The organism is Gardnerella sp. c11Ua_71, from assembly GCF_055818025.1.
This window is the reverse complement of record NZ_JARFVR010000001.1, coordinates 1-22,913: the sequence shown is the minus strand read 5'-3', so window position 1 is coordinate 22,913 and position 22,913 is coordinate 1. Positions and strand designations below refer to the sequence as shown.

Sequence of the window (22,913 nt, the reverse complement as noted above, 5' to 3'; positions counted from 1 at the left end):
GGATGAGCGCAATAAGCTGCATTTTAATAGCACTAATGCTAATAGAAATAATTCTTTTTTATGCGTGGATTCGCCTTGTGCAGTTAGATGGCAAGGAAATAGATGAGTACACAAGACTTGTAGAAGTAGGGACGGAAGAGTGCTTAAAACGGCGTATTCCTATTAGAGAAATCTTATAAAGCGCTAAATATCCCTCCCCCTCCTCGATACGAAAGGAATAAGTCAATGCTACAAATCAGCCCGATGCAAATATGCAGCCTATGCGCGAATTTACTCGTGACAGTTGCAGAAATCTTCATGATATACACGCATTACAAAGACTACAAAGAAGATAAACGCAAAAACGAAGCCATTAAAGCAAAATGCGCAAAACTGCACATTGACTTAACTCCAGCAACTAACGCAAAGAATTAGGAATTTGAAGAGTTAAAGAATAAGACTTCGAAGAAAGGAACAGAAATGGAAGAGCAAAAAGACAAAGAGCGCAAAGGCAACAAAGAGTACAAGAAGCTCAAGAAGATGCTCAAGAAAGCGTATAAGGCTACTGTTAAGGAAAACCGGCTTGATGCATTCATAAAGGAAACAAAGAAGAATTTCCCTGGCTACATGAATGCAGAAAAAGCGTATGACGAAGCTCCTAGAGGCGCAGACTCAGTTAAATGTGCAGCATTCAGCCGCGTGAAAGCTGATTTTTATGAAACATACGCCGAGCAGATAGATAAATATCGCAAAACAGGAGAAAAAGCCTTCAGACTTCGCTGCCTCGTTAGTGGCAAGCTCATCCACTCTGGCGAAAAAGAAAGCGAGGAAGAGTGATGAGCGAAGTCAAAAATTTAGCTGCCGAACTGCACGATGCAGCTGTAGAGAGAGAAGAAGCGCGATGTCTAGTGAAACAAGCACATCATGCTCTTTCCGTTGCAAATAAGAAATACGCCAAAGCATTACGCGCTATAGAAGTACAAGTGTGCTCAGATAACTACAAAAAAGACGTCAATAATTCGCAAGAAGAGGAAGAAGAGTGAGCAAGAACGGGGAGCCAGAAGTGCCAGAATCACAAGAAACATATGAGCTAAAACACGCTCAGCAAGGAATTTTTATGTACCACGTTATTGATGAGTGGGCAAAAGATAAGGTCACTGCATGTAAAAAACAAGCACAAGCAATGACCCCAATAATTGCTATAAGCGCGTTAGTAGTGGCTCTACTAGCAGTAATAATCAGCAAACATAAATGTTAGTTTTGCAAATGTTTTGCAACTTGTTGAGCGCCAAACCCAATAAAATGCACAGCCTTAGCAAGTTCCCTAATTTCACGGCTAGAAGCAGAATCTTGAAGGTTTGCAGCAATGCTAGTACCAAACTCTATATTGCCTATGCCTTCTTTAATTTCTAGCTGATTTGAATAATCCATAATTTAACCTTTCAAAACAATTTTTAATACAGCAGTTACAAGAACTGCAATTACAGCTTACAAAGGAGGCAAAATGAGCTTCGTACAAAAATATCCGTACACAACAACGCTCGTAAGCCTTGTGTGCTTTGCTATTAGCTTTTGGTTTGCAATAAGGAATATGGCTTATTGCTTTAACGGAGCAAACATTTTGGGAATTGCAGGAACAATTATTGCAGTTGTTTTTGAAATTCGTTCAGTATCAATAATTGACGAAAGACTATTAGAACAATGAAAAAGCGTATAGCAATGATCACCGGTGTGCTTATAGCAATAAGCGGCCTAGCGCTTGTATTTAGCGCTTTCTACAACTTAAGCCTTTACTTATGCGTGCCACTCGGATTGTTCCTCATACTCATGGGGATTACGGGTGTAATAGCAGCAACTGAGATTCCAGACGATAAAAAATAGAAAAGGACAAACAATGAGTACATCAGCACTTACACCAAGAATTCCATACAAAAGACTATGGAGCCTTAAAGAAGTATGTGACCAGCTAAGCATGGACAAACGTGCCGTAATGAAGCTCGTAGACGCAGGGATCTTGCACATGCCTCACGGACGCTTACCAGGCAGCAAAGTTTACATTACAAACACAAGCATAGAAAAGTATGTAGGTGAATGAAATGGTTACCTTGCTAACGCCACAAGATGTAAAAAATATGCAATTCACAGAGTGCCCTGGCTTTTTTGGAATGCCAAAAGGGTACGACGAATACGAAGTAGATCAAGCATTAGAAAAAGTCCAAGAAACCATTGAAATACTCGGCAACGAATGGATAAAAGCAGTACAAGCAGCAGCAAAATATCGTGCACAACTTGAAACTGCAGGACTACTAGCTAAATAAGGAAGGCTCATGAGCGATAACACATACTACATTGCAGGGAATCTTACAAAAGACCCAGTGGTAAGCACTACTCCTAACGGCACTACTGTAGTAAATTTCACAATTGCTACAACCACTCGTGTGCTTGATCCACAAACCTCGCAATACAAAGATGCCGGCACCGTTTTTATGCGCTGCACAGCATGGAGAGCGTTAGCAGAACATGTAGCTAAAAGCCTTACAAAAGGCATGAGAGTTATCGCATATGGGAAGTTAGAACAAAGTACGTACGAAGCCGAAGATGGCTCGCGCCATACTTCAATCAAACTCAGCGTAGAAGACATTGGGGCATCAATGCGATTTGCAACCGCGCAAATTACGCAAATAAAGCAGCAAGGTGCGCAGCAAATGATTTCGCAGTCACAACAGCCTATGGAATCTACTCAAGACACATGGCCGCCAAAAAACAATATAGATCGCTACTACAGCGAAGAACCAGCATTTTATAACTAAATTAACGAATTTTAGAAAACTATATACAAACCTTACGAAAGGAACAATAATGGCACCACTATCTGCAGCAAGGCGAAAAGAAGCGTGCGAATTGGTTATTATCGCAAAATGCGATGGTATTAATACGCTAGATTCTAGAGAATTGAGACTTGTTAAACGATATATGCAAGAAATAGGCGTGGAAGCATTGGAAGAAGCTTACAAGCAGGCTCTAGAAGAAAAGAAAGCTCCTGAAGGTCAGCAAAAACCAAGGAAAGCAAAAGAAAAGAGTCTTAATCAAAAGAAAAAGCCAGAATCTAAAAGTAACAATACTTCTACAAGTTCGGAGGAGTTGCTTGAAAACTGGCCTGAAGGGTCATTTGAGAAGTTTGCTTATCCATTGCATTACAAAGATTTTGTTGACAAATGTAAAGCAAATCCAAATCGCGTAGCACTGTTCAAAGAAGGCCTTACAAGGCATACAGCATCTGATACGGCTTTACGAGTGAGAAATGCTAGATATAGGGCGTTTGCAGCTATTAAAGGCCATTTTGAGGCACGAATACTGCAATGTGATGAGTCTTACTCGGTATACGTGAAATATGTTCCACAAAAAGCAGCGTAAAAGGGAGTAAACAATGATAAAAAGATATTCTGAGTATAAACCTTTGTATCCGAGATTGAGATATTTTGAACAGGCGCATCGCATTTATGCTAATAGCGCGTACGCAAAACCTGAGATAGTTCCAGTTGCGCTTACAGGTTCGCAGTACTTCAATAAAACCATTTTTGCCAATAGGCAAGAAGTTGTAATAAAACCACAAAACTACAACAAGCTTGTATATGCACATAGTTGCAAGACGAATAGATCATATCCGTATGCTTTAGAACTTTATGGGTATTGGGCAAAAAATGAGCAAGATGAAAAAGCGAGTTCTAACCAAAAACAAAAAATCAGCGTAAACCCTTTTAAGGCATATTAGAACGTTAAATCTGCAGGGGGCAGTTGGAATAGGTAAAAGTTTTTCTAGTTCCTCTACAGTACTCGCATTGGCCAAATGCGGGACAATTTAATGCGGCATAGACTTACGCCTCTTAGGCAGCGTAAATAGCCGCTGTAAAGACCTATATCGGTTTCCCTACCGATAACATAAGCGTTCCGCGGTATTGAGCGGAAAGAGTCGGGAATTGATGCTGCAAGGTGTCTTATGACAGGACGACCAGATAAGCGAACATGGCAAAGCCAGAGCCTTACAGCAAACCGCCGTGTGGATATTTTTTCACTCGTCATACGCGATGGCATGGCTCCGCCGAAAGCGCTGTATGGACGACCTAAAAGTCATTGAGAAAATGAGATTGAGAAAGCCGAAAAAGCTTTCTCAATTTTTATTTTCCCCTTGACAAGGTCGTCCCACTCAAGCAATTCACCACCGAAAGTACAGGGAATTTTCGAGAGGAGAAAATTGTGAAATGTAGTCAAGATAAAAATATTAGTAAAAAGCGAGAGAGGTTAGAAAAACTTACTTTTAGACTTTCTTACTTGTACAAAATTCTTAACTCAATACACAAAATAGAAGTAGATGAAAGTTACATTATTACTGCACTCGGATTAAGAACATTAAGTAAGTATGACATACATGGGATTCATGCATTGCAGCAACTTATAAGTAGCGGTTTAATGCCGAGACCATTTAAGAAACATGGAATACGCTACTGGAATACTGAAAATCTTATAAATCATTTGGAAGGAATCTTATGATCTACACTGTAAAAGAGCAACGTGAATATATGAAGCTTCTTGGTTCGCTTCCATCGTTAAATAAGCAGTTATCAATGTTGGCGTATTGCGAAGTAAAGCGTAACCAATCGGGGTATCATACTCATGTAAACAGAAGTGTAGTTCCAGTAAACTTGAGTGCTCTTGATAAACTTGATGAGCTGGAAAGTTTAGAGCGTGAAATATTAAGTCAACTCGGCAGCAACAATTTAGCAATTGCACAGACTTCACCAATTGCAACAGTAGTTAAAGCACTTAAAGATAACGCAAAAGAAATAATTTTATTGGCAAGTGCATCAATATCTTATGAGCAATTAAAAACTATTAGAGATAAAGTGCTAGCAGATACAAATCCAAAGGTCTTAAAAACATTTGGATTATGCCCAACTTGCAGGAGGCCATTGAGATATGAAGGCACTAATGAATGCGTTACTTGCCAATCATGTAGATCAGTGACGAATAGCAATGAAGTTTTAAGTAATACGCGTAAAGAATTATCAAAGCTTACTTATGTTGGTAGTAGCAAGCAAGCATCGGAGTTTATCAGAGAGAAAACAGGCATAGATATAAAGCCTGCTACTTTGCGCAAACTATCAAGTACTGGAAGAATTCATATTTCAAAAAGTGTAAATGGAATCAAATGGCCAATAGGAGAAATAGTAAAGAAGAAATTGTTTTAATCATTCAACACTCCCGAAAAGAAAAGTACTTGACAAAGATTCACAGTTATTTGATATAATCACACTGTGGTGTGAAGTGGCCGCAAAGAAGGAACCACCCTCCACGCTAGAAAATAAAAGACGTTAAAGAAAGCCTCGTGGTTAATACCTCGGGGCTTTTTGCATACACAAGGAAGTAATTATGAACCAACCAACAATTACACTTACTATTACTCCTGATTTAACAGAAATAAAAAAGTTCGCTCACGCTTTCGCAGATTGGATAGACGAATACGCAAACGAACAAGATAAGAACACTACTCAAGCTCAGATGCACACTGAGGATGAATAGCGACAACATTATTAGAAGGACAATCTACAGGTTCAATTGGTTTTTCACATACAATGCATATACCTTTAGATTGTTCAACAAATTGGCTCATAGCTTCATCGGCTAGTTGGTTCAACGCATTTGAATCAACTTTTATTTTAATAGACACAAATATCACCTCCTTTCGCTTTTATTAGTCTTATATTAAATACATCATATGCCACAGAAACCAAAGAGTAACCCCCGTAGTAAGTATGGGAGTAGGCGCAAAGCAATGCGCAAACGAGTGCTTGCTTACTATGACACTTGCTACTTGTGCGGCAAGCCAGTAGATAAAACTATTAAGACTCCAGACCCATTGAGTCCTGAAGTAGATGAGATAGTTCCAGTGAGTAGAGGTGGAAGCCCAACAGACTGGAATAACGTTCGACTTACACACAGGCAATGCAATCAGCTTAAGAAAGCACACACTGCAGCTTGGGCGCAAGCAAGAATATACGAGAAAGAACACGGATTAGACACAGGTGTAGCGCCTGAAGCATGTTGCGACGCATACAATCAGAAAAACAGACACTCAAATTGGTAAACACGAGTAACGCAACACAAAACGTTTCAACCTTAGAGCATTTCGACAGGGGGAGTAACCCCACGACTTTCTAAAGGAAACCAAGCCGCACAAAGGGCTAAAATCCCCCCACTAAATAGCCATTACGTTACAGCCAAATCGTTACACGGTGATTTTTCACTACAAAAAGGAGCAAAAATAGCCATGAAATGCAAAAATTGTGGTCGTTTTTTCAAAACAACGGGCCGCGGACGCGCTCCAATGTACTGTAGCGAGAAATGTAGAGTCGATGCACACCGAAAAAAGAACCCAAAAACAACAAAATCAAAAAGACAAGAAGTACTTTTTGAGATTCCAGGCGAATCAAAACCAATAAAAACGACAATACCAACAGACGAATTAACAAAAGACGCATTCGACAGAATGTGTGACAGCAGACTTGAAGACGAGTTAAGATTCGCGCGCGACATTTTACATGCAGCGCTTATAAGTCCAGATACGCCGCCAAGCGCATTGGCAAGCATGGCAAAACAATACATAGAAATAACAGAAAAGCTAGCAGGCGTAGTTGATGACGAAAAAGAAGACGACGAAAATATGGATTCGGAGGTAACTTTTGACGCAGTCTTTACTCCAGACCAAAGCTAGGCATTTTATATACCCAGATGGAATAGTTGCATCAGAATTCCCAGCATTGCAAAAGAAAGCATTACGATACGGCGTAACCTTTGACTCGTGGCAGTCTGAATTAGGCATGTACATATTAGGCAAACGCAGTAATGGCAAATTTGCTGCAGGAGTATCTGGCGTAGTAATGAGCTTGCCGCGCCAAGTTGGAAAAACGTATACGATCGGAATGATTGTAGTCTTTTTATGTTTAATGCACGAGAAAACTATTGCTGTTTGGACAGCACATCACTCAAGAACAAGCGATGAAACATTTCGCGACATGAAAGAACTGATAGAAAACAACAGAGGAATAGCAAGATTTGTAAAAGAAATACGCAAAGCAAACGGTCAACAAGCGATTGAATTTACAAACGAATCACGAATCTTATTCGGGTCTCGCGAGAGAGGCTTTCGAGGGCTACATGAAGTTTCCGTTATAGTTTTCGACGAAGCTCAAATTTTAACAAATAGAGCACTTGACAATGCATTGCCAACATTAAATACAGCTTCAAACCCATTAGCTTTCTATATGGGTACGCCGCCGAGACCATGCGACCCTGGAGAAGTATTTAGAGATAAGCGCACAGCATTATTAAAAGGATCAGATAGAGATGGAATATATCTAGAATTTAGTGCAGACAGAAATTGCAACTTAGATGATAGAGAAGAATGGGCCAAAGCAAATCCGTCTTATCCATCAAGAACAAGCGAACTAGCAATTTTACGCTTACGCAGACAATTTTCCGAAGACTCATTCAGGCGCGAAGCTCTTGGAGTATGGGACGAACTCGCATTAGCAACATCCGCAATCAGCGACAAGCAATGGCAAGCAGCAACAATAAGCAATCGTATAGAAGGCGGCGTTAAAGCATACGGAGTAGAAATCCCACCATCGCGGGACCGCTTAACATTGTCTGCATGCATGAAATATCCCGACGGATACGCACATATTGAATTTTTAGAATCACATCCACTCACAGAAGGCACAGACTGGCTCATCGACTTCCTAGCAGCACGAAAACGCAACATGTTAGGAGTCGGAATAGACGCAGGAAGCGCAACAGGCATACTCTTACAAGATTTCGCAGACGCACACATCCCAACAATATCGCTAACCATGCGAGACGTAGGGCAAGCATGCGGAAGATTCATGGACATGCTAGCAGCTGGAAAACTTACGCATCTGCCAGATGAAGATCAGCCAGCACTCGCAGCAGCAGTAAAAGGCGCATCAACAAGACCTCTTGGCAAAAGCGGACTTTTTGCCTGGGGAAAGTTAGACGATGACGTAGATACCACACCACTCGTGTCTTGCACAATGGCATTACACGCAGCATTCGTGAGCAAACGACATCCTGGAAGAAAGCAGAGGCTATTAGTATGACGTTACAAGATTTTGAGAACACAAGCTCGCAACTGTTGTCATTCGGTAGCAAAATTGATGGCGTAGACGAAAAAGACATGCCAACCATTAAAAGGCTTTACGACACATGGCAACAACATTATGAAAGTAACCAAAAACGAACAAAATACTTTAACGCAGACGAAACAGTTAAAAATCTAAACATTTCCATTCCAGAAGATGTAGCTCGTAGAGTTAAAGCAGTCGTTGGATGGAGCGCGAAAGCAGTAAGAGCATTAGCTGACCTAAGCGTTTACGATGGGTTACAAATCAACGGTGACGATGTACACAACATGCGCGCAATCGCAGAAGCAAACCAGTTCAGCGTGATTTTGCCACAAGCCATCATAAGCGCATACAAACATTCATGCAGCTTCTTGGCAATATATAAGGACGTTGATGCAGGTGGAGCAGTAAGAATCACACCTAGAAGCGCGCTCAATAGTTCCGCATTATGGGATATGGGCCACCAAGAAGTAAAAGCTGCAATGACCATTACAGGAACAAATGAGAAAAACGAAGTCAACGAAGTAAGATTCTGGCTCAAAGGGTACTCATACGAAGTTAAAAAAGTTGAAGGCGCATGGAAAGCAACACTTGCTAAACAGTCCTATCAAGGCGTATGCGTAGTACCAATTTGCTACGATCCACAGCTCGACAGACCATTCGGACGAAGCAGAATCACAAGACCGCTTATGAGCTATACGGATATGGCAATTAGAACCTTCGTAAGAATGGAAGCAACTGCAGAGTTCTACAGTATTCCAAAGTTATGGTTCTTAGGTCTTTCTGAAGATGCACAAAAAGCACAATGGAGTAACTACATTAGTGCAATCAACGGTGTAACGAAAGACGAGGACGGAGACACTCCAACCTTGCAACAGATTACGCAAGCAAGCATGACTCCACACTCGGAGATGCTGAAAACGATTGCACTCATGGTATCTAGCGAAACAGGTTTGCCAGCATGCGACCTCGGCATTACAACATCAAACCCAGAAAGTGCTGAAGCAATGAGCGTAGCAGAACGCAAATTAACGCGCGAAGCAGATAGGCAAAACCTGATTTTTAGCCAATCAATCATCAAAGCGCTCGGCATTGCAGTTTGCTTACAAAATGACGGAATGACAACAATTCCTCCAGATGTTTATGCGGCACAAGTTGCATGGAAACCAACGCAAGAAGTAAGCATGGGAGCTAGAGGCGACTTCTTCAATAAAGTTGCAGCAACATGTCCATCGTACGCAATGAACGAAATCGCATGGCGACAATTAGGGTTCAGCGATGCAGAAAGCAGGGCCCTACTCAGCGAAGCACGAAAGACGCGTGCGCTTGATTCACTTAACAATTTGCTAGGCAAGGAGACGACAATTGGTAACAAGGGAGGATACGAATCGTCTAGCAGCAGCCAACAAGAAGATAAGCGACTCAGCGCAACAAGCAGCACAGGAAGTACTACAGAAAATAGCTAGTGCATCAACAGAAGCTGCTCGCATTGCTCTCATAGACGAACTGATTCCAGCAGTAGCATCACAATATAGCGAACAAATTGCTATGGCGGCTGCGAAATGGTATGAAGAAGTTCGTGCGGACGCATTGCCTGACGTTGACGACGGTTTTGAAGCATCACTCGCACAAACTTATTCCAAGAAAGCAATCGTTGAAGAAATTCACGATCATATACTTTCAAATAGAAACAAGTTTGATGAAGCAATCGTCGACGCCATGGATAGATGGGTTAAAATACCAGGACGCGCAACAATCGCTGAAAATTGCAAACGAGACCCCAAAAAACCACGCTATGCATTAGTGCCACAAGGCAAAACATGCGCTTTCTGCACAATGCTCGCAGGCCGTGGGTTTGTGTACAAGTCTGAAAAAACAGCTCATAAAATGCATGATCATTGCGATTGTGTAGCTTGCCCTGAGTGGGATGCAAATCCAAACAAAATTCGAGGCTACAATCCTGACGCTCTTAGCGACGAATGGGATAAAGCTAAAAAAATAGTTTGGGAGAAAAACAAAGCGGAAGCTCGCAAACATGGTAAAGATGCTAACGAAGTTGTTGAGCCAACATGGCAAGAAGTTGTTGCGCAGTTACGAAAGACGCGCGGACTTTGCTCCGATGGACGGGTAGTAAAATATCCCAAAAATTATCCAACAAATGTAAAGCATATTAGCGACCACGTATGGAAACACATTATGGAAGGAGATGCAGACGGCAAGGGTGGTCATGCAGCTTGGTCTAGCAATCCTGGAAAAACAAAATTCCCTGATAATTGGGATTCAAGGCAAATACAGAAAATGGTTATGTCTGTAATAACTAACCCAAGCGAAGATGTAATCGAATCTTTTAGGAAGCATCGCTATATTAGTGCTACAAGATATGGTGTTAAAATAAAAGTAGTTCTAACAAAAAAGAAACGTGGATGGCGTGTCATTACTGCATATCATGACGTAGAAGATAAGAGAGGTGTGAAAAGCTGATGAACATGATGAAAATTTGTTATGACATGGCTGAGAAACTTCGTCCCTATGCTGAACCCAATATGGACAAACACTCTAAAGAAGCAGCCAATAGCGCTATTAGAGCAGGTGAACCATCAATCGCAATTGATATTTATTTAGTAGACGTATGGATGCGCAAGAGCGCACCTAAAGAATTGCTAATAGAAGCCTATAACCTTCTAGATCCTTATGAATGCGGGGATGTCTATGACGATATAGCAGACGATTTAGGAGTCCCGCGTAAAGTTCATTCACCAGATGAATAAATAAATTTTGGTCCATAACACAGTAACCCTTATTTTTTAACATATTCAATACAACAAGGATTTAACATGACATATCTTGCTAAAGCTGCACTATTTTGTGACCATTGCAAAGCTAAAGTCGAATGTGCACCTGAAGTAGAACCAACACTAGGATTTGACTTGAGGGAGGATTCTCCACTTAAAGGCTGGATAGGTGTTGGGAACAATCACCACTTATGTGCTAATTGTGCAAAAGCCTATCGTGCTAAACAAGCAGAATTCGAACAAGAACTTAAAGAATACTTAAACGATACTAACGAATTTACGCTATAACTTATAGCAATTATCAGATTTTAGCCACCTTGCAAAAGGTGGTTTTTTATTAACCAGCCCCGCATGGGGCTTTTTTATTAAGGAGAAAAGTTGGAAAACACAACACAAGAGACAGAAACCGAAAAGGTCGAAGAACTCAACAATGCCGAAACTACTTCAACGGAAGAAAAAAACGAGGAAGTAGATTACAAAGCGGAAGCTGAAAAATGGCGCGGGTTTGCACGCAAATGGGAAGCCAGAGCCAAGAGTTCAGAACAAGCAGCTGAAAAACTCAAAGCAGTAGAAGAATCTGAAGCAAAGCTGAAAGAAAAACTATCTGCTATTGAAACACAGCGCAAACACGATGAACTCACACAACTCGTCGCAAAAGAAACTGGCGTACCAGCTGCACTATTGCGCGGTTCAACAGAAAAAGAATTACGCGATCACGCGGCGGTAATTAAAGAGTTTTCCAAACCACGAACAGACAGCATTCGCCTTAACGATGAGCCAGACGGCTTAAAAGTAGACGATACTCGTGCGTTTGTTCGCAAACTTTTTTCTAACGATTAAACAAAACCCTATGTAAGGAAGGTAAAAAAATTATGTCAATTTTAGAATCTAAAGACCTAAAGCTCCCTGACCACTTGGTGAAGGGAATTGTAAAAGGTGTAACCTCTGGCTCTGCTGTTGCAGCATTGTCTGCCGCAAAACCAACACTTTTTGGTAATTCCACACTTGTCACCTTGGATTCGAAGCCACGTGCAGAATTTGTTGCAGAAGGCGCAGATAAAGGCGCAACCAACGCAACGTTTGGATCTGTAACTGTAACGCCGCATAAGACTCAGGTAACAATGCGCTTTAGCAACGAAGTGTTGTGGGCCGACGAAGATTACCAAATCGGTATTATGCAAACTCTCGCAGAGGAAGGCGCAACAGCGTTAGCTCGCGCACTCGACTTTGGCGTATTTCATCGCGTAAATCCAGCAAACGGCGCAACAACCGACTGGACGAATTACCTTACTTCTACAAAGAAAACCGTTGATGCTAGTACAAGCATTGACGCAGACATTGAAAAGGCAATTGGTTTAGTTTTGACAGACGGTGAAGGGACGGACGTAAACGGTTTAGCACTTTCCAAACCAGCTGCTTACGCTCTTGCTACAGCTAAAGACAAGCAAGGTCATTTAATGTACCCAGAACTTGGATTTGGTACTGGAATGACTCAGTATAAGGGCATTAAGACAGCTGTGTCTACTACTGTAAATGGTCTTCCTGAAATGAAGCAAGACAGTGGTGTTAAAGCTATTGTTGGTGACTTTACAAATGGTGTGTATTGGGGCATTCAGCGCAATCTTCCATTGGAACTTATCCAATTCGGTGACCCAGACGGTCAGGGCGATTTGAAGCGTAAGAATCAGGTTGCGTTGCGCTTGGAAGTTCAGTACGCATGGTACGTATTCGCAGACCGTTTCGCTGTTGTTAAGGCACCAGCTGGATCAGCAGTGGTATCTCGCTAACAGGAAGGCGCTGGCATGGAAGTGTTCGCAACGTTTGACGACGTAAAGGCGCGCTACCCAGCAGCCTCAACGCGAAACCGTGAAACGGTAGAAACACTGATATCTGATGCGTCAGCTCTTATGCAAGCAAGCGCGCCAAAACTCACAGACAACAAGCGGCTACTTTGCTTCGTTTGTTGCAGTGTAGTAAGGCGCGCTCTTGCATCAGCTGAAAACGTTGGAGACGGAATGACTGGAGTAACGCAAACATCACAAACTGTGGGAGCTTTCTCACAATCGTGGAGTTTTACAAATCCAGCTGGTGACTTGTATTTGACTCGCGCTGAAAAACGCTTAATACGAGGGCAAGGAGCGCAAACAGGCTTTCACGTGAACCTTATAGGAGATTTAGATGAAAGGTGAAACAGTAACAGTTCTTTTCCCAGTATTCAACGGCGTTGACGCGCTCAACAATCCTATAGAAGCAGAACCAAAAGAGGAGCAAGTAGAAAATGTGCTTGTTTCTCCAGGAAGCGGAGTATTTGCTAATGCAAACGCGGATAGTGACCTGCAGCCATACGGCATAGAAGTGTCACGCATCTGTTACTTCCCTCGTTCTTGGACTTACAAAAGCCTACGAGGAGCAAAAATTCGGATTCGAGGGCGCGAATATTCAGTGTTAGGAGACCCAGAGCCACTAGACGGCGGTATGAGTCCAACCGCTTGGAATCTCGAAGTCGACGTAACAGACAAGGAAGGATGATGTGAGCAAAAACAACGTTAAATTAAACTTTGACGGCTTCCTACAGCTGCGACGAACAGCAGGGCACACAGTAGTAGCAAAAGTAGCACAAGAAATCGCATCAAATGCTACAGCCATGGCAACAACCACAAAAAGCGGAATACACCCGAAATATGTGGCATTGCCAGTAAAAGATACTAAACACGGCGCCGTTGCAATCGTTACAGCAGCAAGCAATCCTTCCAAAGAATGGCTGGCAACAATGCGATCAGAAGGACGACATCACTGGTTAGCAAAAGCTGTAGGAGCAGGTAAATGAAAACCATTGAAGAAACAGTTATCACTTACCTCAACACTGATGGACGCATTGACGGGTTTGAAGCGTCAGGGCTTGTGCCACAAAATGCAACAAGCTCAAGTAGCTTCATAACGGTGGAAAAAAATGGCACAAGTATAAGCGACAGAAAAAGAATTTACGCTCTTTCTGCATCAATTTATGCACCAAGCCAAATAAAAGCCGCAGAAGCTGCAGATGCTCTTGCATTCACACTTATGGCAATGCCAGAGCATGCAGAAAACGTTGCAAGCGTGATCATCGATACAGTCACAATCTACCCAGACCCAGACACCCCATATCATCACCGTTTCATGGTGAATTTCAGAATTAACACACCTTTATAAAGGAGATTTTTATGGTTAAAAAAATTGCTATAACAAAACAATTCCCAGGCGGAGTACTTTTCGTAGCGCCAGCAGGCACGCCGTTGCCTACAAATGCTACAGACAAGCTTGACGATGCTTTTAAGAATGTAGCAGACTTGAACAAAGACGGAATTACCACCAGCACCGACATGGACACTACAGACATCGATGATATGGATGGGAAAACAGCAGCGTCATTTATCGCTTCTTATTCAGAAAAAGTTCAGTTCACGATGCTAGAAACAACAGCTACAGTGCTTAGAACTCGATACGGAAGCAATCGCGTCATAGCTAATGGAGAAGATGTAACTTCTTACACTACAGGAATGCCACAGGCTGAGCATATAAGCATTGTTGCAGAGCTTCTCTTAGAAGGTATGAACAAAAAGCAACGCAAAGTATTCCCCGATGCAATTCTTACGGATTCTGATGATGTTCAATATCATGCCGGAGATGCCATTACATACAGCGTAACATTCTCTACCTTCCCAGATAAGCAAGGCAATAATTCATACAATTACTTTGCAGATTTGGGAGCGTCGCAGCCAGTTAGTGGCGCATCTTCAGAGTCTAATCACAGTTGATGAATCTTGCTCACGTAGGGCTTTTATTCCTTTCACTTGCGTGAGCAGCTCTTAACAAAAACGAAAGGAACTTTCACCCTCTTACACACTCCTAAAAAGGACTAAATATGACACAAGAAAAGAAAATTGTACCTAACGATGAGCCAATTCTTGTATCCATCAAAGGCGTAGAACTTACAGTCGACCCACAAGTGCTAGACGACCTGGAAACATTGGAGCTTCTTTCACAATTAAACCCAGCAGACGATACAGAACCTAACGCTTTCGCACTTATTCCATTACTTAAACGACTTTTTGGAGAAAAGTATAAGCAAGTTAAAAACGCTTTACGAAATAAGGAAACAGGACGAATCACTATGGAAGAAGTATCCTCTTTCGTATCTGAATACTTGCGTAGAGTCTCCCCAAACTCCTCACGCTCGTAGAAATGCTACACATCGCGCCAGATACCTTACGCGCGGACATTCAAAGATTCTACGGGCTTAACTTAGATGAAACAGGCGAAAGTATACGCGTTAGGCGAATGGCTGACTTGGCAGCAAATTTGCCAGACTGTGCACTTATTTGGGGAAAAATCAACCCACAAGCACAATGGGATACAACGCGACAATTGCTTGCAAATATTGCAGACAATACAGCTTTTCTAGCATTTTGCAAAACAAAAGACGCAAGCAAAGGCAAAAAGTTCAGCAATACGATTAAGCGGCCTGGCTCGAAAACAAACGGTAACAGCACCACAATCAAAACAGGTCATGCGGAAAGCAGTGAAGAATTTTACGCTTTGCTTGGGATAGATAGAGAAAGAGGCAAATAATGGCAAGAGGTGATACCGGTATTAACATTGCGCGCGCTTTCGTAGAAATAGTGCCATCTACAAAAGGCGTAGGTAAGGCTATTTGTGATGCTTTCAACAATGCCAACAATAGTGTTTCTCAAAAAGGTTCTGAATCTGGCAAAAAATATGCAGTTGGATTCAATCAAAACATTAGCAAAATCGGAAGCAATATTGCCCAAAAACTAACATCAGCCAACTCTACTGTTATACAAAAAGGCTCACAAGCAGGCACAGGTTACGCAAGCACTTTTTCGCAAAAAGCAGCAGGGATAGGCGGTAAAATCCAGCAAGCACTCAACTCTATGGCATCTCATGCGCAAAAAAGCGGTGAAAACGCAGGTAATGGGTTTGCTAAAGGTTTTGGCTTAAAAATGGGCATGATTAGCGGCATAGCGCAATCTGTTACAAGTAAAATTATTGGTGCTTTTGGCGGTATTACTAGCGAAATCATGAGCGCATCTGACTCTGCGCAAAAGTTTGGCGCAACCTTACAATTTGCAGGAGTAAGCAATAAGCAGATTAAAGAGCTTACCAAATCAACACAAACGTACGCAGATAAAACTGTGTATGATCTTGAAGATATACGCTCAACTACAGCACAGCTTGCATCAAATGGAGTAAAAGGATACGACAAGCTCGCTGAAGCAGCTGGCAACTTGAACGCAATCGCAGGCGGCAACAAAGAAACATTTAAGTCCGTCGCATTGGTACTTACTCAGACTGCTGGCGCTGGAAAACTCACAGCAGATAACTGGAGGCAGCTCTCACAGGCAATACCAGGCGCATCTGGCAAAATTCAGGAGCAACTTAAGAAAAACGGTGTATACACTGGCAATTTTGCAGATGCAATGCGCCAAGGCAAGATTAGCAGCGAAGCCTTCAATAAAGCATTGCTTGATCTAGGGTTCAACGATGTTGCCGTAAAAGCTGCACAAAGTACAGTAACAATTGAAGGTGCTTGGGGAAATCTGCAAGCGTCTGTTGTAAAAGCTGGAATGGTAATCTTTGACTCAATCAAAGGGCCAACAACTCAAGCAATGAGCGCAATTGCAGACGCAATTAGTGACCTCACTAACTCGATGCAAGCACCATTATCAGCAGCCATTAGTGGAGCTATTGACTGGTTTGGGAAACTCTTTGCAGCAATGCAAAACGTTGGAGTATTTGAATCATTTAAAGCAATATGGCAATCATTGTGCGACATTTTCAAAGAGGTATTCAGCATTGCTGGAGGAATGTGGAATGCACTATTTCCTCCTGAAGCTCTTGCTGCAGCTATTAAATTTATATGCGATGTGCTTAATGGCGTTTTGCAAGTAGTTAAAGCTCTTGCACCTGCAATAATGCCAGTTATAGCAGCTTGGGCAGCTTATAAAGCAGCTGTAGTTATAGCAACAGTTGCACAGACTGTATTTAACGCTGTTATGGCAATGAATCCGCTTGGATTAATAGTAATAGCAATTGGCGCAGTTGTAGCTGCTCTTGCATACTTCTTTACTCAAACAGAGCAAGGGCGCGAAATGTGGCAATCGTTATGTGATAGTTTTAATAATTTCACGCAAACAATATTGCCGCCTTTGCAGGATGCATGGAACGCATTCTTAGACTTATGCAAAGAGCTACAGCCAGCAACAGATGCTCTAAAAGATGCATTCGGAGGATTGGTGCAAGTGCTAGGAGATACGCTTGGCCCCGTTTTTAGCACAATTGGAGATATCGTAAAAGGCGTAATACAAGTGTTCAAAGGCTTATGTGAATTCCTTTCTGGAGTTTTCACTGGTGACTGGGGTAAATGCTGGCAAGGCATACAAGATATTTTTTCAGGAGTTTGGAATGCTATTAGTTCATTCTTCAGCGGAGTTTGGAGAGGAATGCAAAATCTTTTTAGCGATGGCTTGAGATTTATTAGCAACATTTGGAATAGCACCTGGAATGGTATTAGCTCGTTCTTTACTAACATTTGGAACGGCATAAAAAACGGTGCAAAGGCTGGTATTGATGCCGTGTTCCGCTTTGTTACTGGTTTGAAGGATAGAATCCTTGGATTCTTCAGTGGCGCTGGTCAATGGTTGTGGAATGCTGGCAAGGCAATCCTTAACGGTTTGCTCAAAGGCTTAAGAGCTGCATGGGACGGAGTTTGCAATTTTGTCGGTGGGATTGGCTCGTGGATTGCTAAACATAAGGGGCCAATCTCTTACGATAAGAAGCTGCTCATTCCTGCCGGTAATGCCATCATGCAAGGTTTCAGTAAAGGGCTTGGCGATTCATGGCAAGGCGTGCAAAAACAAGTTGCAGGATTCACCAAGCAATCTGGGAATTGGTTTAATGACGCGAACGCTATCCGCTTAAGGACTACTGTTATGCCGCCTGATGGAGGCTGGAACGCTCAACAAAACCAGATAGCAAAAGTTGCAGCAAATTATGAAGTCGACGCATCAAGAACAGGCTTAACGAAGCAGGATCTATACGACGCGTTCGATGGAGTAATGAGCCAAGGCGTAGCGCTGAAACTGAACGGTCGCGGCGGCGAAGTTATGGCTGGAATACTTGCAAAGCCAATGAACAATGAGCTAAACAAAATGGCAACACTAGGAAGATAAAAGAAGGGAACAATAATGCTGGAATGTAGAATCAACAAAATCCCACTCGACGAATGGGGGCTGAATCTCGAAAAAAAGGGAATCAGCATAGAATCGCCAAAAACAACTACTTCCAGCATTACTGTTCCTGGGCTTAACGGCGTACTAGACACAACAGTAGAAGACGATACGCACGCAGCATTCCTACAAAAACGCGCAATCACCTTAAGCCTCTACGCTTTAGGAGATTTAGCTACAGTAAACGCTCTTTTTGAGCATATCGCCAAAGAAATTCACGGAAAGCAAGGAAGCCTGCAAACAAGCGACTCAAACGGAGAATATCGCGGACGATGGAGTGTATCAAACTGGAAAATAATACGAAACTGGCAAGATTCATTCCACTGTGCACTACTGCTAGAACTATCACTCGATGCAGATCCATACGTTTATGGCAAAAAGCATATATTCAGGCTGCATGAAGGCGAAAACCACGTGGCAATACCAGGGAGTAGTCCAGTGTGGCCGCAATTCTCGCTCTCCCTTGACATAGACGCCGCGTCAATAGCTAGGCAAGATGGCAAAACTCTTACTTTTAGCACAGGCTCACACATGAATGGCGTATTGTCCGTAGATACAAGTCCGCAAAGCAGAAATTGCAGGATCAACAACAATATCATTCTTCCAACAATCGATTCCGACTACTTCACGCTGCTACCAGGAGCAAACACGATCACGTGTACAGGCTGCAGCGGAACACTCGAAGTAACACCATTAACTTTAATGTAAAGGAGCATCAATGCGATTTGCTCACGTAAGCTACAACGGCATATTAAAGCCAGATATTACATCTATCATTAAAGCGGTAAGCACATGCGCAGTAGACGGCACAGACACGCTTGACATTACAACGCTTGACGGTGATGTAGAGAAAAATGACCGCTTGCTTTACTTAGACGGCAAAGGCTTATGGCATGAGTATATTGTGCAAAGTGTGGAAACACAACGCGATGAAGGCAAGCCAGTCACTACTGCATACTGCGTGAACTCTATCGCAGAACTCGGAAGCGTATACATACTAGACAAACGAGGGAGAAAAACAACCGCACCAGAGCGCGCGAAAGTAGCGTTAGAGGGTACACGATGGAATGTTGGCACTGTAGATAACGGCACAATACGCCATTACACTGATCTAAACTTCTACCATCAAAGCGTTCTAAAATCTTTACAAGATATTGCAAAAGCATACGGTCTTGAAATCGAAACCAACATAACCGTTGAGAATGGCAAAGTTACGGCTCGAACTGTGAATTTGCTGGAGCAGCGCGGTAATAAGAATGCTGAAAGACGATTCGAGTACGGATGCGATCTAAAGAGCGTTAAGCGCACTCTTATGGCTGAGCAGGTTATAACGCGCCTTTACGCTTGGGGCAAAGGCGAAGAAAAAACAGACGATGACGGGAACACTACTGGAGGTTACTCTAGGCGCATTGGGCTTAAGGAAGTAAACGGCGGTAAAGCGTATCTTGATAATGTTGAAGCGCAAAAGTATTGGGGTGTGCTCGAAGGTGACGCGGTTTTTGATGATTGCGATGACCGTAATGAGCTTTTAAGACTTGCTAAGGCGCGATTGATACAAGTGTCGAAACCTCAAGTGGCTTACGAAGCGGACGTGGTGAATCTTGGTCGTGCTGGGTTTGATGCGCATGGCGTGAGTGTTGGCGACTCCGTGCAGATTGTTGATACTACGTTTACGCCGCCTATTCGCGTTGAAGGGCGCGTGCTAAAAATTGAGGAAGATTTACTTGATTCTGTTGACGCGACTCGCATTACGCTCGGCAACATTCACGAATCTTATACGCAAAAGCGCCGTGCTCAAGAGCAGAAGCTTGATGCTCTTATTGCTCAGTCTGATGAGTGGAATGCGGTTGCTGAGGGTAACGGCTTGTATGTTCGTGACCTTATCGAACATGTAAACACGGTACTTAATGCTCGCGGCGGATATACTTATCTAACACCTAATGCTGGCTTGTTTGTATACGACAAGGGTAAAGACAAGGATCCTACTACCGTGACCCAGATTGGTGGCGGTTTTTGGCGCATAGCGGATTCTAAAAAGTCTAATGGCGACTGGGATTGGAAAAAAGTTTGCGACGGCCACGGACTCTTTGCAGACCGTATTTATACTGGCATTTTGAGTGATGCTGTTGGCAGGAATTTTTGGAATCTCGACACTGGTGAGTTCAGCTTGCAATCAACAGCTAGGATTGGCGGCAAAACTGTTAAGCAGATTGTTGACGATAGTGCTGATGGTGTGATTTCGAAGATGAATGAGTCTTTGACTCAGGAGTCGATTTTCAACAAACTCACCAACAATGGCGAGACACAGGGCATCTACTTGAGTGGCGGACATGTTTATTTAAACGCGTCTTATATGCGTACTGGCTATCTTAGTGCGGACATGATTAAGACTGGTAATTTGGACGCGAATTTGATTCGTGCTGGTCGTATCCAAGATTACGCAAACTCTAACTGGTGGGATTTAACAAATTCTACTATTCACGTGTCTCGTGGTGAGATTGGTGGAATGACTATTACGGATAATGCTATTTATAACGGCGCGCTGAAGCTAAACAGTCGCGGCATGTATTTTACGGACGATTACGGTGGTGCACTGGGTCATATTGGCTGGCGGCGTGACTACTCTGGCGCGCGCATGCTCGCGTTTGAAGCTGACTCTTATGATACTTGCCTTGGCTGGTGGAGTGATGGCAGGCTGCGTATGCTGCTTGATAATAATGCTGCTGTTGACGGCAGCGGCGGACGCTCGGCTGGTTTCACGATTTGGGGTAACCTATCGCTTACGGGTCGAAGTCTTACGAACGCTGTTATTGATAGTTCTTGTTGTGTTTCTGGCGGCGGATTAAATATGGCTGTCCAGCAATTCTATTTGCCGAGAGCCATATACAACGGTCAAGTCACGGATTATCAGCCTGTTCGCTTTGGCTTTGGTCATGGCTTTGTCATTGATGATAACTGGAGGTGAAAATGATAAAAGATGATAGTGATATGATTCCACCGATGCTTGAGATGCCAGAGGGTAGTTTTGCGCCTCCACCTGTGAAGCTTGACTTATCTAATAGTCCGTCGAATCAAATACTTGAAAAGCTCGATTTGATTATGAGCGCGTTAGGCATTGATGGAAAAGATAATAAAAACACTACAAGCAAGGAGAATGAATAATGGAAGATGAGAATACTATCACTGTGACGAATTTGCAGTTGATGATTGCAAATCTGAGTTTGGATAATGCGCGCTTGCAGGCTCGCACGAAAGTGCTTTCTGCAAGAGTGGAGGAGCTTGAGGCGGCATCTACTAATAAGGAGGCTGCTCATGAGTGATTTTACTAGCGTTACGCGTTCTATCATTCAGCTTGACTATGCGAACTCTTTTATTCCTGATGTTCGTTTGAATGGCGGCGATGAGAATGGTCGCACGGTTTGCGTGCAGCCTTGCAATGACGGCGTGCCTGTTGATGATGAGAATGTGGAAGTATGGCTAGCTTATAATCAGCAGCCTGGTGTCTTGCTTGGTGGCCGAGTGAAAATGGATCGTAAACAGTCTCCTGAAGGAGTGGTCTACGAGTGTGTTGTGCCTCGTGACGCGTGTCGCATGACTGGCGCCGTGACGCTTGGTTTTGAGGTTAAGCGCGGCAGCTCTATCGTGTGTTCTAAAAGCTTTACGGCTATTGTTGAGCGCGCCGTTTATGACGCTGGCTCGCCTGAAGGCGTATCTTATAGGCAGGCTTTGCAGGAGGCGGCGCAGAAATGTGCTGATGCGACTAGCGAGGCGAATGCGCTTAGTGGAAAGCTTACGAGCGTTATTGAGCAGAGCGAGACTGTTGCGAAGAATGCTCAGAGCGCTGTAGCTAACGCCAACGAGGCGGCATCTAAAGCGGATTCTATACGAACAGCGGCACAAGAGGCAGCGAACAAAGCCAATGAGGCGGCACAAGAGGCAACAGAAGCGAAGACCAAGGCTGACCAGGCGGCGCAAAAGTGTGATTCTAGCAAGCAGTCTGCTGACCAGGCGGCGGCGCGCGCTGATGCTGCTGTAAGTAGCATGAAACAAACTGTGCAGGACGCGACGAATGATGCGGCTAGTAAGGTTCAGCAAGCTGTTGAGCGTGCAAATAGCGCGGCACAACAAGCGGACTCAGTGCGTGAGAAAACAGAGACTGCTAACAAGCAAACCGAGACTGATTTAGCAGCATTGAAGGAAGAAGTCGTTAAGGCTCAGCGTGCTGGCTTTAGCGCGTCGTCTAGTGCTCAAAAGTGCGATGAGGCAGCACAAGCCTATAGGAACGTGTCTGGCGAAGTGGCTCAAGCAAAGCAGACTAGCGAACAAGCGGTAGAAGCAGCGAACAATGCGCTCCACACGGCTCAAGAGTCTGCTACGGCTGTGGCTCAAGCTCAAAGTGTTCTTGACCAAGTCAAGACGGCTGGCGAAACAGCCGCTAAAGTTGTTGGCGCTGTTGAAGAGCTTAAGCAGACTAAAGAGGCTGCACTCGAAGCTACTCGTACGGCTAACGCTCAAGCGGCGGCGGCTGGAGAGGCGGCTGGCAAGGCTAATAATGCTACTAGCACGGCGAATGGTGCGGCGCAAGCAGCTACTGAGGCGGCTGGCAAGGTTACACAAGCCTTGCAAGAGTCTGAAACACGTTTGAAGGCTGTTGAGCG

At 43.4% G+C, this 22,913-nt stretch carries 39 protein-coding genes; 38 read left to right on the top strand and 1 reads right to left on the bottom strand.

Going from position 1 to position 22,913, the window contains the following annotated elements; all coding sequences use genetic code 11:
- Nucleotides 1-2: 2 nt before the first annotated feature.
- Genes P0106_RS00195 through P0106_RS00175 form a run of 5 tightly spaced genes read left to right on the top strand, consistent with a single transcriptional unit; the run spans nt 3 to nt 1,237 of the window.
- Complete coding sequence (locus P0106_RS00195) at nt 3-179, top strand: hypothetical protein (protein ID WP_464397744.1); 177 nt, start codon at nt 3-5, stop codon at nt 177-179.
- Nucleotides 180-225: 46 nt separating this feature from the next.
- A complete protein-coding gene (locus P0106_RS00190) occupies nt 226-414 on the top strand; it encodes a hypothetical protein (protein ID WP_473730291.1) in 189 nt (62 codons plus the stop codon).
- Between the two features lie 45 nt (nt 415-459).
- The gene (locus tag P0106_RS00185; protein WP_473730290.1) at nt 460-816 is read left to right on the top strand and encodes a hypothetical protein; all 357 of its coding nucleotides are present in this window, start codon (nt 460-462) and stop codon (nt 814-816) included.
- Nucleotides 816-1,022, top strand: a complete 207-nt coding sequence (locus P0106_RS00180) for a hypothetical protein (RefSeq protein ID WP_473730289.1) — start codon at nt 816-818, stop codon at nt 1,020-1,022. Before P0106_RS00185 ends, P0106_RS00180 begins: the two co-directional genes overlap by 1 nt.
- On the top strand, nt 1,019-1,237 hold the full coding sequence (locus P0106_RS00175) for a hypothetical protein (protein WP_076002991.1): 219 nt from the start codon (nt 1,019-1,021) through the stop codon (nt 1,235-1,237). The genes P0106_RS00180 and P0106_RS00175 overlap by 4 nt, the downstream gene beginning before the upstream one ends.
- On the opposite strand, the gene P0106_RS00170 is transcribed toward P0106_RS00175, so the two are convergent.
- A complete protein-coding gene (locus tag P0106_RS00170; protein WP_165845959.1) occupies nt 1,234-1,410 on the bottom strand; it encodes a hypothetical protein in 177 nt (58 codons plus the stop codon). The two genes, P0106_RS00175 and P0106_RS00170, sit on opposite strands and share 4 nt — an antisense overlap.
- 73 nt (nt 1,411-1,483) lie before the next feature.
- Between P0106_RS00170 and P0106_RS00165 the strand changes: the two genes are divergently transcribed.
- The 33 genes from P0106_RS00165 to P0106_RS00005 all read left to right on the top strand — a co-directional run.
- Nucleotides 1,484-1,684 carry a hypothetical protein gene (locus tag P0106_RS00165; protein WP_473730288.1) on the top strand — a complete coding sequence of 67 codons (201 nt, stop codon included), beginning with the start codon at nt 1,484-1,486 and terminating at the stop codon, nt 1,682-1,684.
- On the top strand, nt 1,681-1,860 hold the full coding sequence (locus P0106_RS00160; protein ID WP_473730287.1) for a hypothetical protein: 180 nt from the start codon (nt 1,681-1,683) through the stop codon (nt 1,858-1,860). The genes P0106_RS00165 and P0106_RS00160 overlap by 4 nt, the downstream gene beginning before the upstream one ends.
- 13 nt (nt 1,861-1,873) lie before the next feature.
- Nucleotides 1,874-2,074: a hypothetical protein gene (locus P0106_RS00155; RefSeq protein WP_016797627.1), complete on the top strand. Its 201-nt coding sequence runs from the start codon at nt 1,874-1,876 to the stop codon at nt 2,072-2,074.
- 1 nt (nt 2,075) lies between these two features.
- Entirely contained in the window at nt 2,076-2,297 is a 222-nt protein-coding gene (locus P0106_RS00150) for a DivIVA domain-containing protein (protein WP_410314266.1), read from the top strand.
- 9 nt (nt 2,298-2,306) lie between these two features.
- Entirely contained in the window at nt 2,307-2,789 is a 483-nt protein-coding gene (gene ssb, locus P0106_RS00145) for a single-stranded DNA-binding protein (protein WP_473730286.1), read from the top strand.
- A gap of 49 nt (nt 2,790-2,838) precedes the next feature.
- A complete protein-coding gene (locus tag P0106_RS00140; RefSeq protein ID WP_473730285.1) occupies nt 2,839-3,393 on the top strand; it encodes a hypothetical protein in 555 nt (184 codons plus the stop codon).
- Nucleotides 3,394-3,406: 13 nt separating this feature from the next.
- The gene (locus tag P0106_RS00135) at nt 3,407-3,751 is read left to right on the top strand and encodes a hypothetical protein (RefSeq protein WP_004137943.1); all 345 of its coding nucleotides are present in this window, start codon (nt 3,407-3,409) and stop codon (nt 3,749-3,751) included.
- Nucleotides 3,752-3,976: 225 nt separating this feature from the next.
- A complete protein-coding gene (locus tag P0106_RS00130; RefSeq protein ID WP_016797637.1) occupies nt 3,977-4,114 on the top strand; it encodes a hypothetical protein in 138 nt (45 codons plus the stop codon).
- A 119-nt stretch (nt 4,115-4,233) separates the two neighbouring features.
- The gene (locus P0106_RS00125) at nt 4,234-4,527 is read left to right on the top strand and encodes a hypothetical protein (protein ID WP_004575040.1); all 294 of its coding nucleotides are present in this window, start codon (nt 4,234-4,236) and stop codon (nt 4,525-4,527) included.
- Complete coding sequence (locus P0106_RS00120; protein WP_473730284.1) at nt 4,524-5,225, top strand: hypothetical protein; 702 nt, start codon at nt 4,524-4,526, stop codon at nt 5,223-5,225. The genes P0106_RS00125 and P0106_RS00120 overlap by 4 nt, the downstream gene beginning before the upstream one ends.
- A gap of 181 nt (nt 5,226-5,406) precedes the next feature.
- Nucleotides 5,407-5,556: a hypothetical protein gene (locus tag P0106_RS00115; protein ID WP_016797641.1), complete on the top strand. Its 150-nt coding sequence runs from the start codon at nt 5,407-5,409 to the stop codon at nt 5,554-5,556.
- A 196-nt stretch (nt 5,557-5,752) separates the two neighbouring features.
- Nucleotides 5,753-6,121: an HNH endonuclease gene (locus P0106_RS00110; protein WP_016797643.1), complete on the top strand. Its 369-nt coding sequence runs from the start codon at nt 5,753-5,755 to the stop codon at nt 6,119-6,121.
- Nucleotides 6,122-6,304: 183 nt separating this feature from the next.
- Nucleotides 6,305-6,748: a hypothetical protein gene (locus tag P0106_RS00105; RefSeq protein WP_116285979.1), complete on the top strand. Its 444-nt coding sequence runs from the start codon at nt 6,305-6,307 to the stop codon at nt 6,746-6,748.
- Nucleotides 6,717-8,153, top strand: coding sequence for a phage terminase large subunit (locus P0106_RS00100; protein WP_473730283.1), 1,437 nt, complete (start codon nt 6,717-6,719; stop codon nt 8,151-8,153). Before P0106_RS00105 ends, P0106_RS00100 begins: the two co-directional genes overlap by 32 nt.
- Nucleotides 8,150-9,643 carry a phage portal protein gene (locus tag P0106_RS00095; protein ID WP_473730282.1) on the top strand — a complete coding sequence of 498 codons (1,494 nt, stop codon included), beginning with the start codon at nt 8,150-8,152 and terminating at the stop codon, nt 9,641-9,643. The genes P0106_RS00100 and P0106_RS00095 overlap by 4 nt, the downstream gene beginning before the upstream one ends.
- A complete protein-coding gene (locus tag P0106_RS00090) occupies nt 9,543-10,658 on the top strand; it encodes a VG15 protein (RefSeq protein WP_473730281.1) in 1,116 nt (371 codons plus the stop codon). The genes P0106_RS00095 and P0106_RS00090 overlap by 101 nt, the downstream gene beginning before the upstream one ends.
- Nucleotides 10,658-10,945, top strand: a complete 288-nt coding sequence (locus P0106_RS00085) for a hypothetical protein (protein WP_473730280.1) — start codon at nt 10,658-10,660, stop codon at nt 10,943-10,945. Before P0106_RS00090 ends, P0106_RS00085 begins: the two co-directional genes overlap by 1 nt.
- A gap of 66 nt (nt 10,946-11,011) precedes the next feature.
- Complete coding sequence (locus P0106_RS00080) at nt 11,012-11,257, top strand: hypothetical protein (RefSeq protein WP_473730279.1); 246 nt, start codon at nt 11,012-11,014, stop codon at nt 11,255-11,257.
- Nucleotides 11,258-11,347: 90 nt separating this feature from the next.
- Nucleotides 11,348-11,809 (top strand): hypothetical protein, encoded by a 462-nt coding sequence (locus P0106_RS00075; RefSeq protein WP_473730278.1) that lies wholly within the window; start codon nt 11,348-11,350, stop codon nt 11,807-11,809.
- A gap of 32 nt (nt 11,810-11,841) precedes the next feature.
- Nucleotides 11,842-12,756: a phage major capsid protein gene (locus P0106_RS00070; protein WP_473730277.1), complete on the top strand. Its 915-nt coding sequence runs from the start codon at nt 11,842-11,844 to the stop codon at nt 12,754-12,756.
- A 15-nt stretch (nt 12,757-12,771) separates the two neighbouring features.
- Nucleotides 12,772-13,158, top strand: coding sequence for a hypothetical protein (locus tag P0106_RS00065; RefSeq protein WP_473730276.1), 387 nt, complete (start codon nt 12,772-12,774; stop codon nt 13,156-13,158).
- Nucleotides 13,148-13,498 carry a hypothetical protein gene (locus P0106_RS00060; RefSeq protein WP_473730275.1) on the top strand — a complete coding sequence of 117 codons (351 nt, stop codon included), beginning with the start codon at nt 13,148-13,150 and terminating at the stop codon, nt 13,496-13,498. Before P0106_RS00065 ends, P0106_RS00060 begins: the two co-directional genes overlap by 11 nt.
- A 1-nt stretch (nt 13,499) precedes the next feature.
- Nucleotides 13,500-13,796, top strand: a complete 297-nt coding sequence (locus P0106_RS00055; RefSeq protein ID WP_020758134.1) for a hypothetical protein — start codon at nt 13,500-13,502, stop codon at nt 13,794-13,796.
- A complete protein-coding gene (locus P0106_RS00050; RefSeq protein WP_016809869.1) occupies nt 13,793-14,158 on the top strand; it encodes a hypothetical protein in 366 nt (121 codons plus the stop codon). Before P0106_RS00055 ends, P0106_RS00050 begins: the two co-directional genes overlap by 4 nt.
- An 11-nt stretch (nt 14,159-14,169) precedes the next feature.
- Entirely contained in the window at nt 14,170-14,763 is a 594-nt protein-coding gene (locus tag P0106_RS00045; RefSeq protein ID WP_415702306.1) for a phage tail tube protein, read from the top strand.
- 107 nt (nt 14,764-14,870) lie between these two features.
- Complete coding sequence (locus P0106_RS00040) at nt 14,871-15,188, top strand: hypothetical protein (RefSeq protein ID WP_473730274.1); 318 nt, start codon at nt 14,871-14,873, stop codon at nt 15,186-15,188.
- Nucleotides 15,189-15,190: 2 nt separating this feature from the next.
- Nucleotides 15,191-15,577 carry a DUF5361 domain-containing protein gene (locus P0106_RS00035; protein WP_473730273.1) on the top strand — a complete coding sequence of 129 codons (387 nt, stop codon included), beginning with the start codon at nt 15,191-15,193 and terminating at the stop codon, nt 15,575-15,577.
- A complete protein-coding gene (locus P0106_RS00030) occupies nt 15,577-18,198 on the top strand; it encodes a tape measure protein (RefSeq protein WP_473730272.1) in 2,622 nt (873 codons plus the stop codon). Before P0106_RS00035 ends, P0106_RS00030 begins: the two co-directional genes overlap by 1 nt.
- A gap of 15 nt (nt 18,199-18,213) precedes the next feature.
- Entirely contained in the window at nt 18,214-18,963 is a 750-nt protein-coding gene (locus P0106_RS00025; RefSeq protein WP_473730271.1) for a phage distal tail protein, read from the top strand.
- A 10-nt stretch (nt 18,964-18,973) separates the two neighbouring features.
- Nucleotides 18,974-21,220 carry a phage tail spike protein gene (locus tag P0106_RS00020; protein WP_473730270.1) on the top strand — a complete coding sequence of 749 codons (2,247 nt, stop codon included), beginning with the start codon at nt 18,974-18,976 and terminating at the stop codon, nt 21,218-21,220.
- A gap of 2 nt (nt 21,221-21,222) precedes the next feature.
- The gene (locus tag P0106_RS00015) at nt 21,223-21,417 is read left to right on the top strand and encodes a hypothetical protein (RefSeq protein ID WP_473730269.1); all 195 of its coding nucleotides are present in this window, start codon (nt 21,223-21,225) and stop codon (nt 21,415-21,417) included.
- Entirely contained in the window at nt 21,417-21,575 is a 159-nt protein-coding gene (locus P0106_RS00010) for a hypothetical protein (RefSeq protein ID WP_473730268.1), read from the top strand. The genes P0106_RS00015 and P0106_RS00010 overlap by 1 nt, the downstream gene beginning before the upstream one ends.
- Nucleotides 21,568-22,913: hypothetical protein (locus P0106_RS00005; protein WP_473730267.1), on the top strand; the 1,346-nt coding region annotated here is incomplete at its 3' end. The genes P0106_RS00010 and P0106_RS00005, both read left to right, overlap by 8 nt.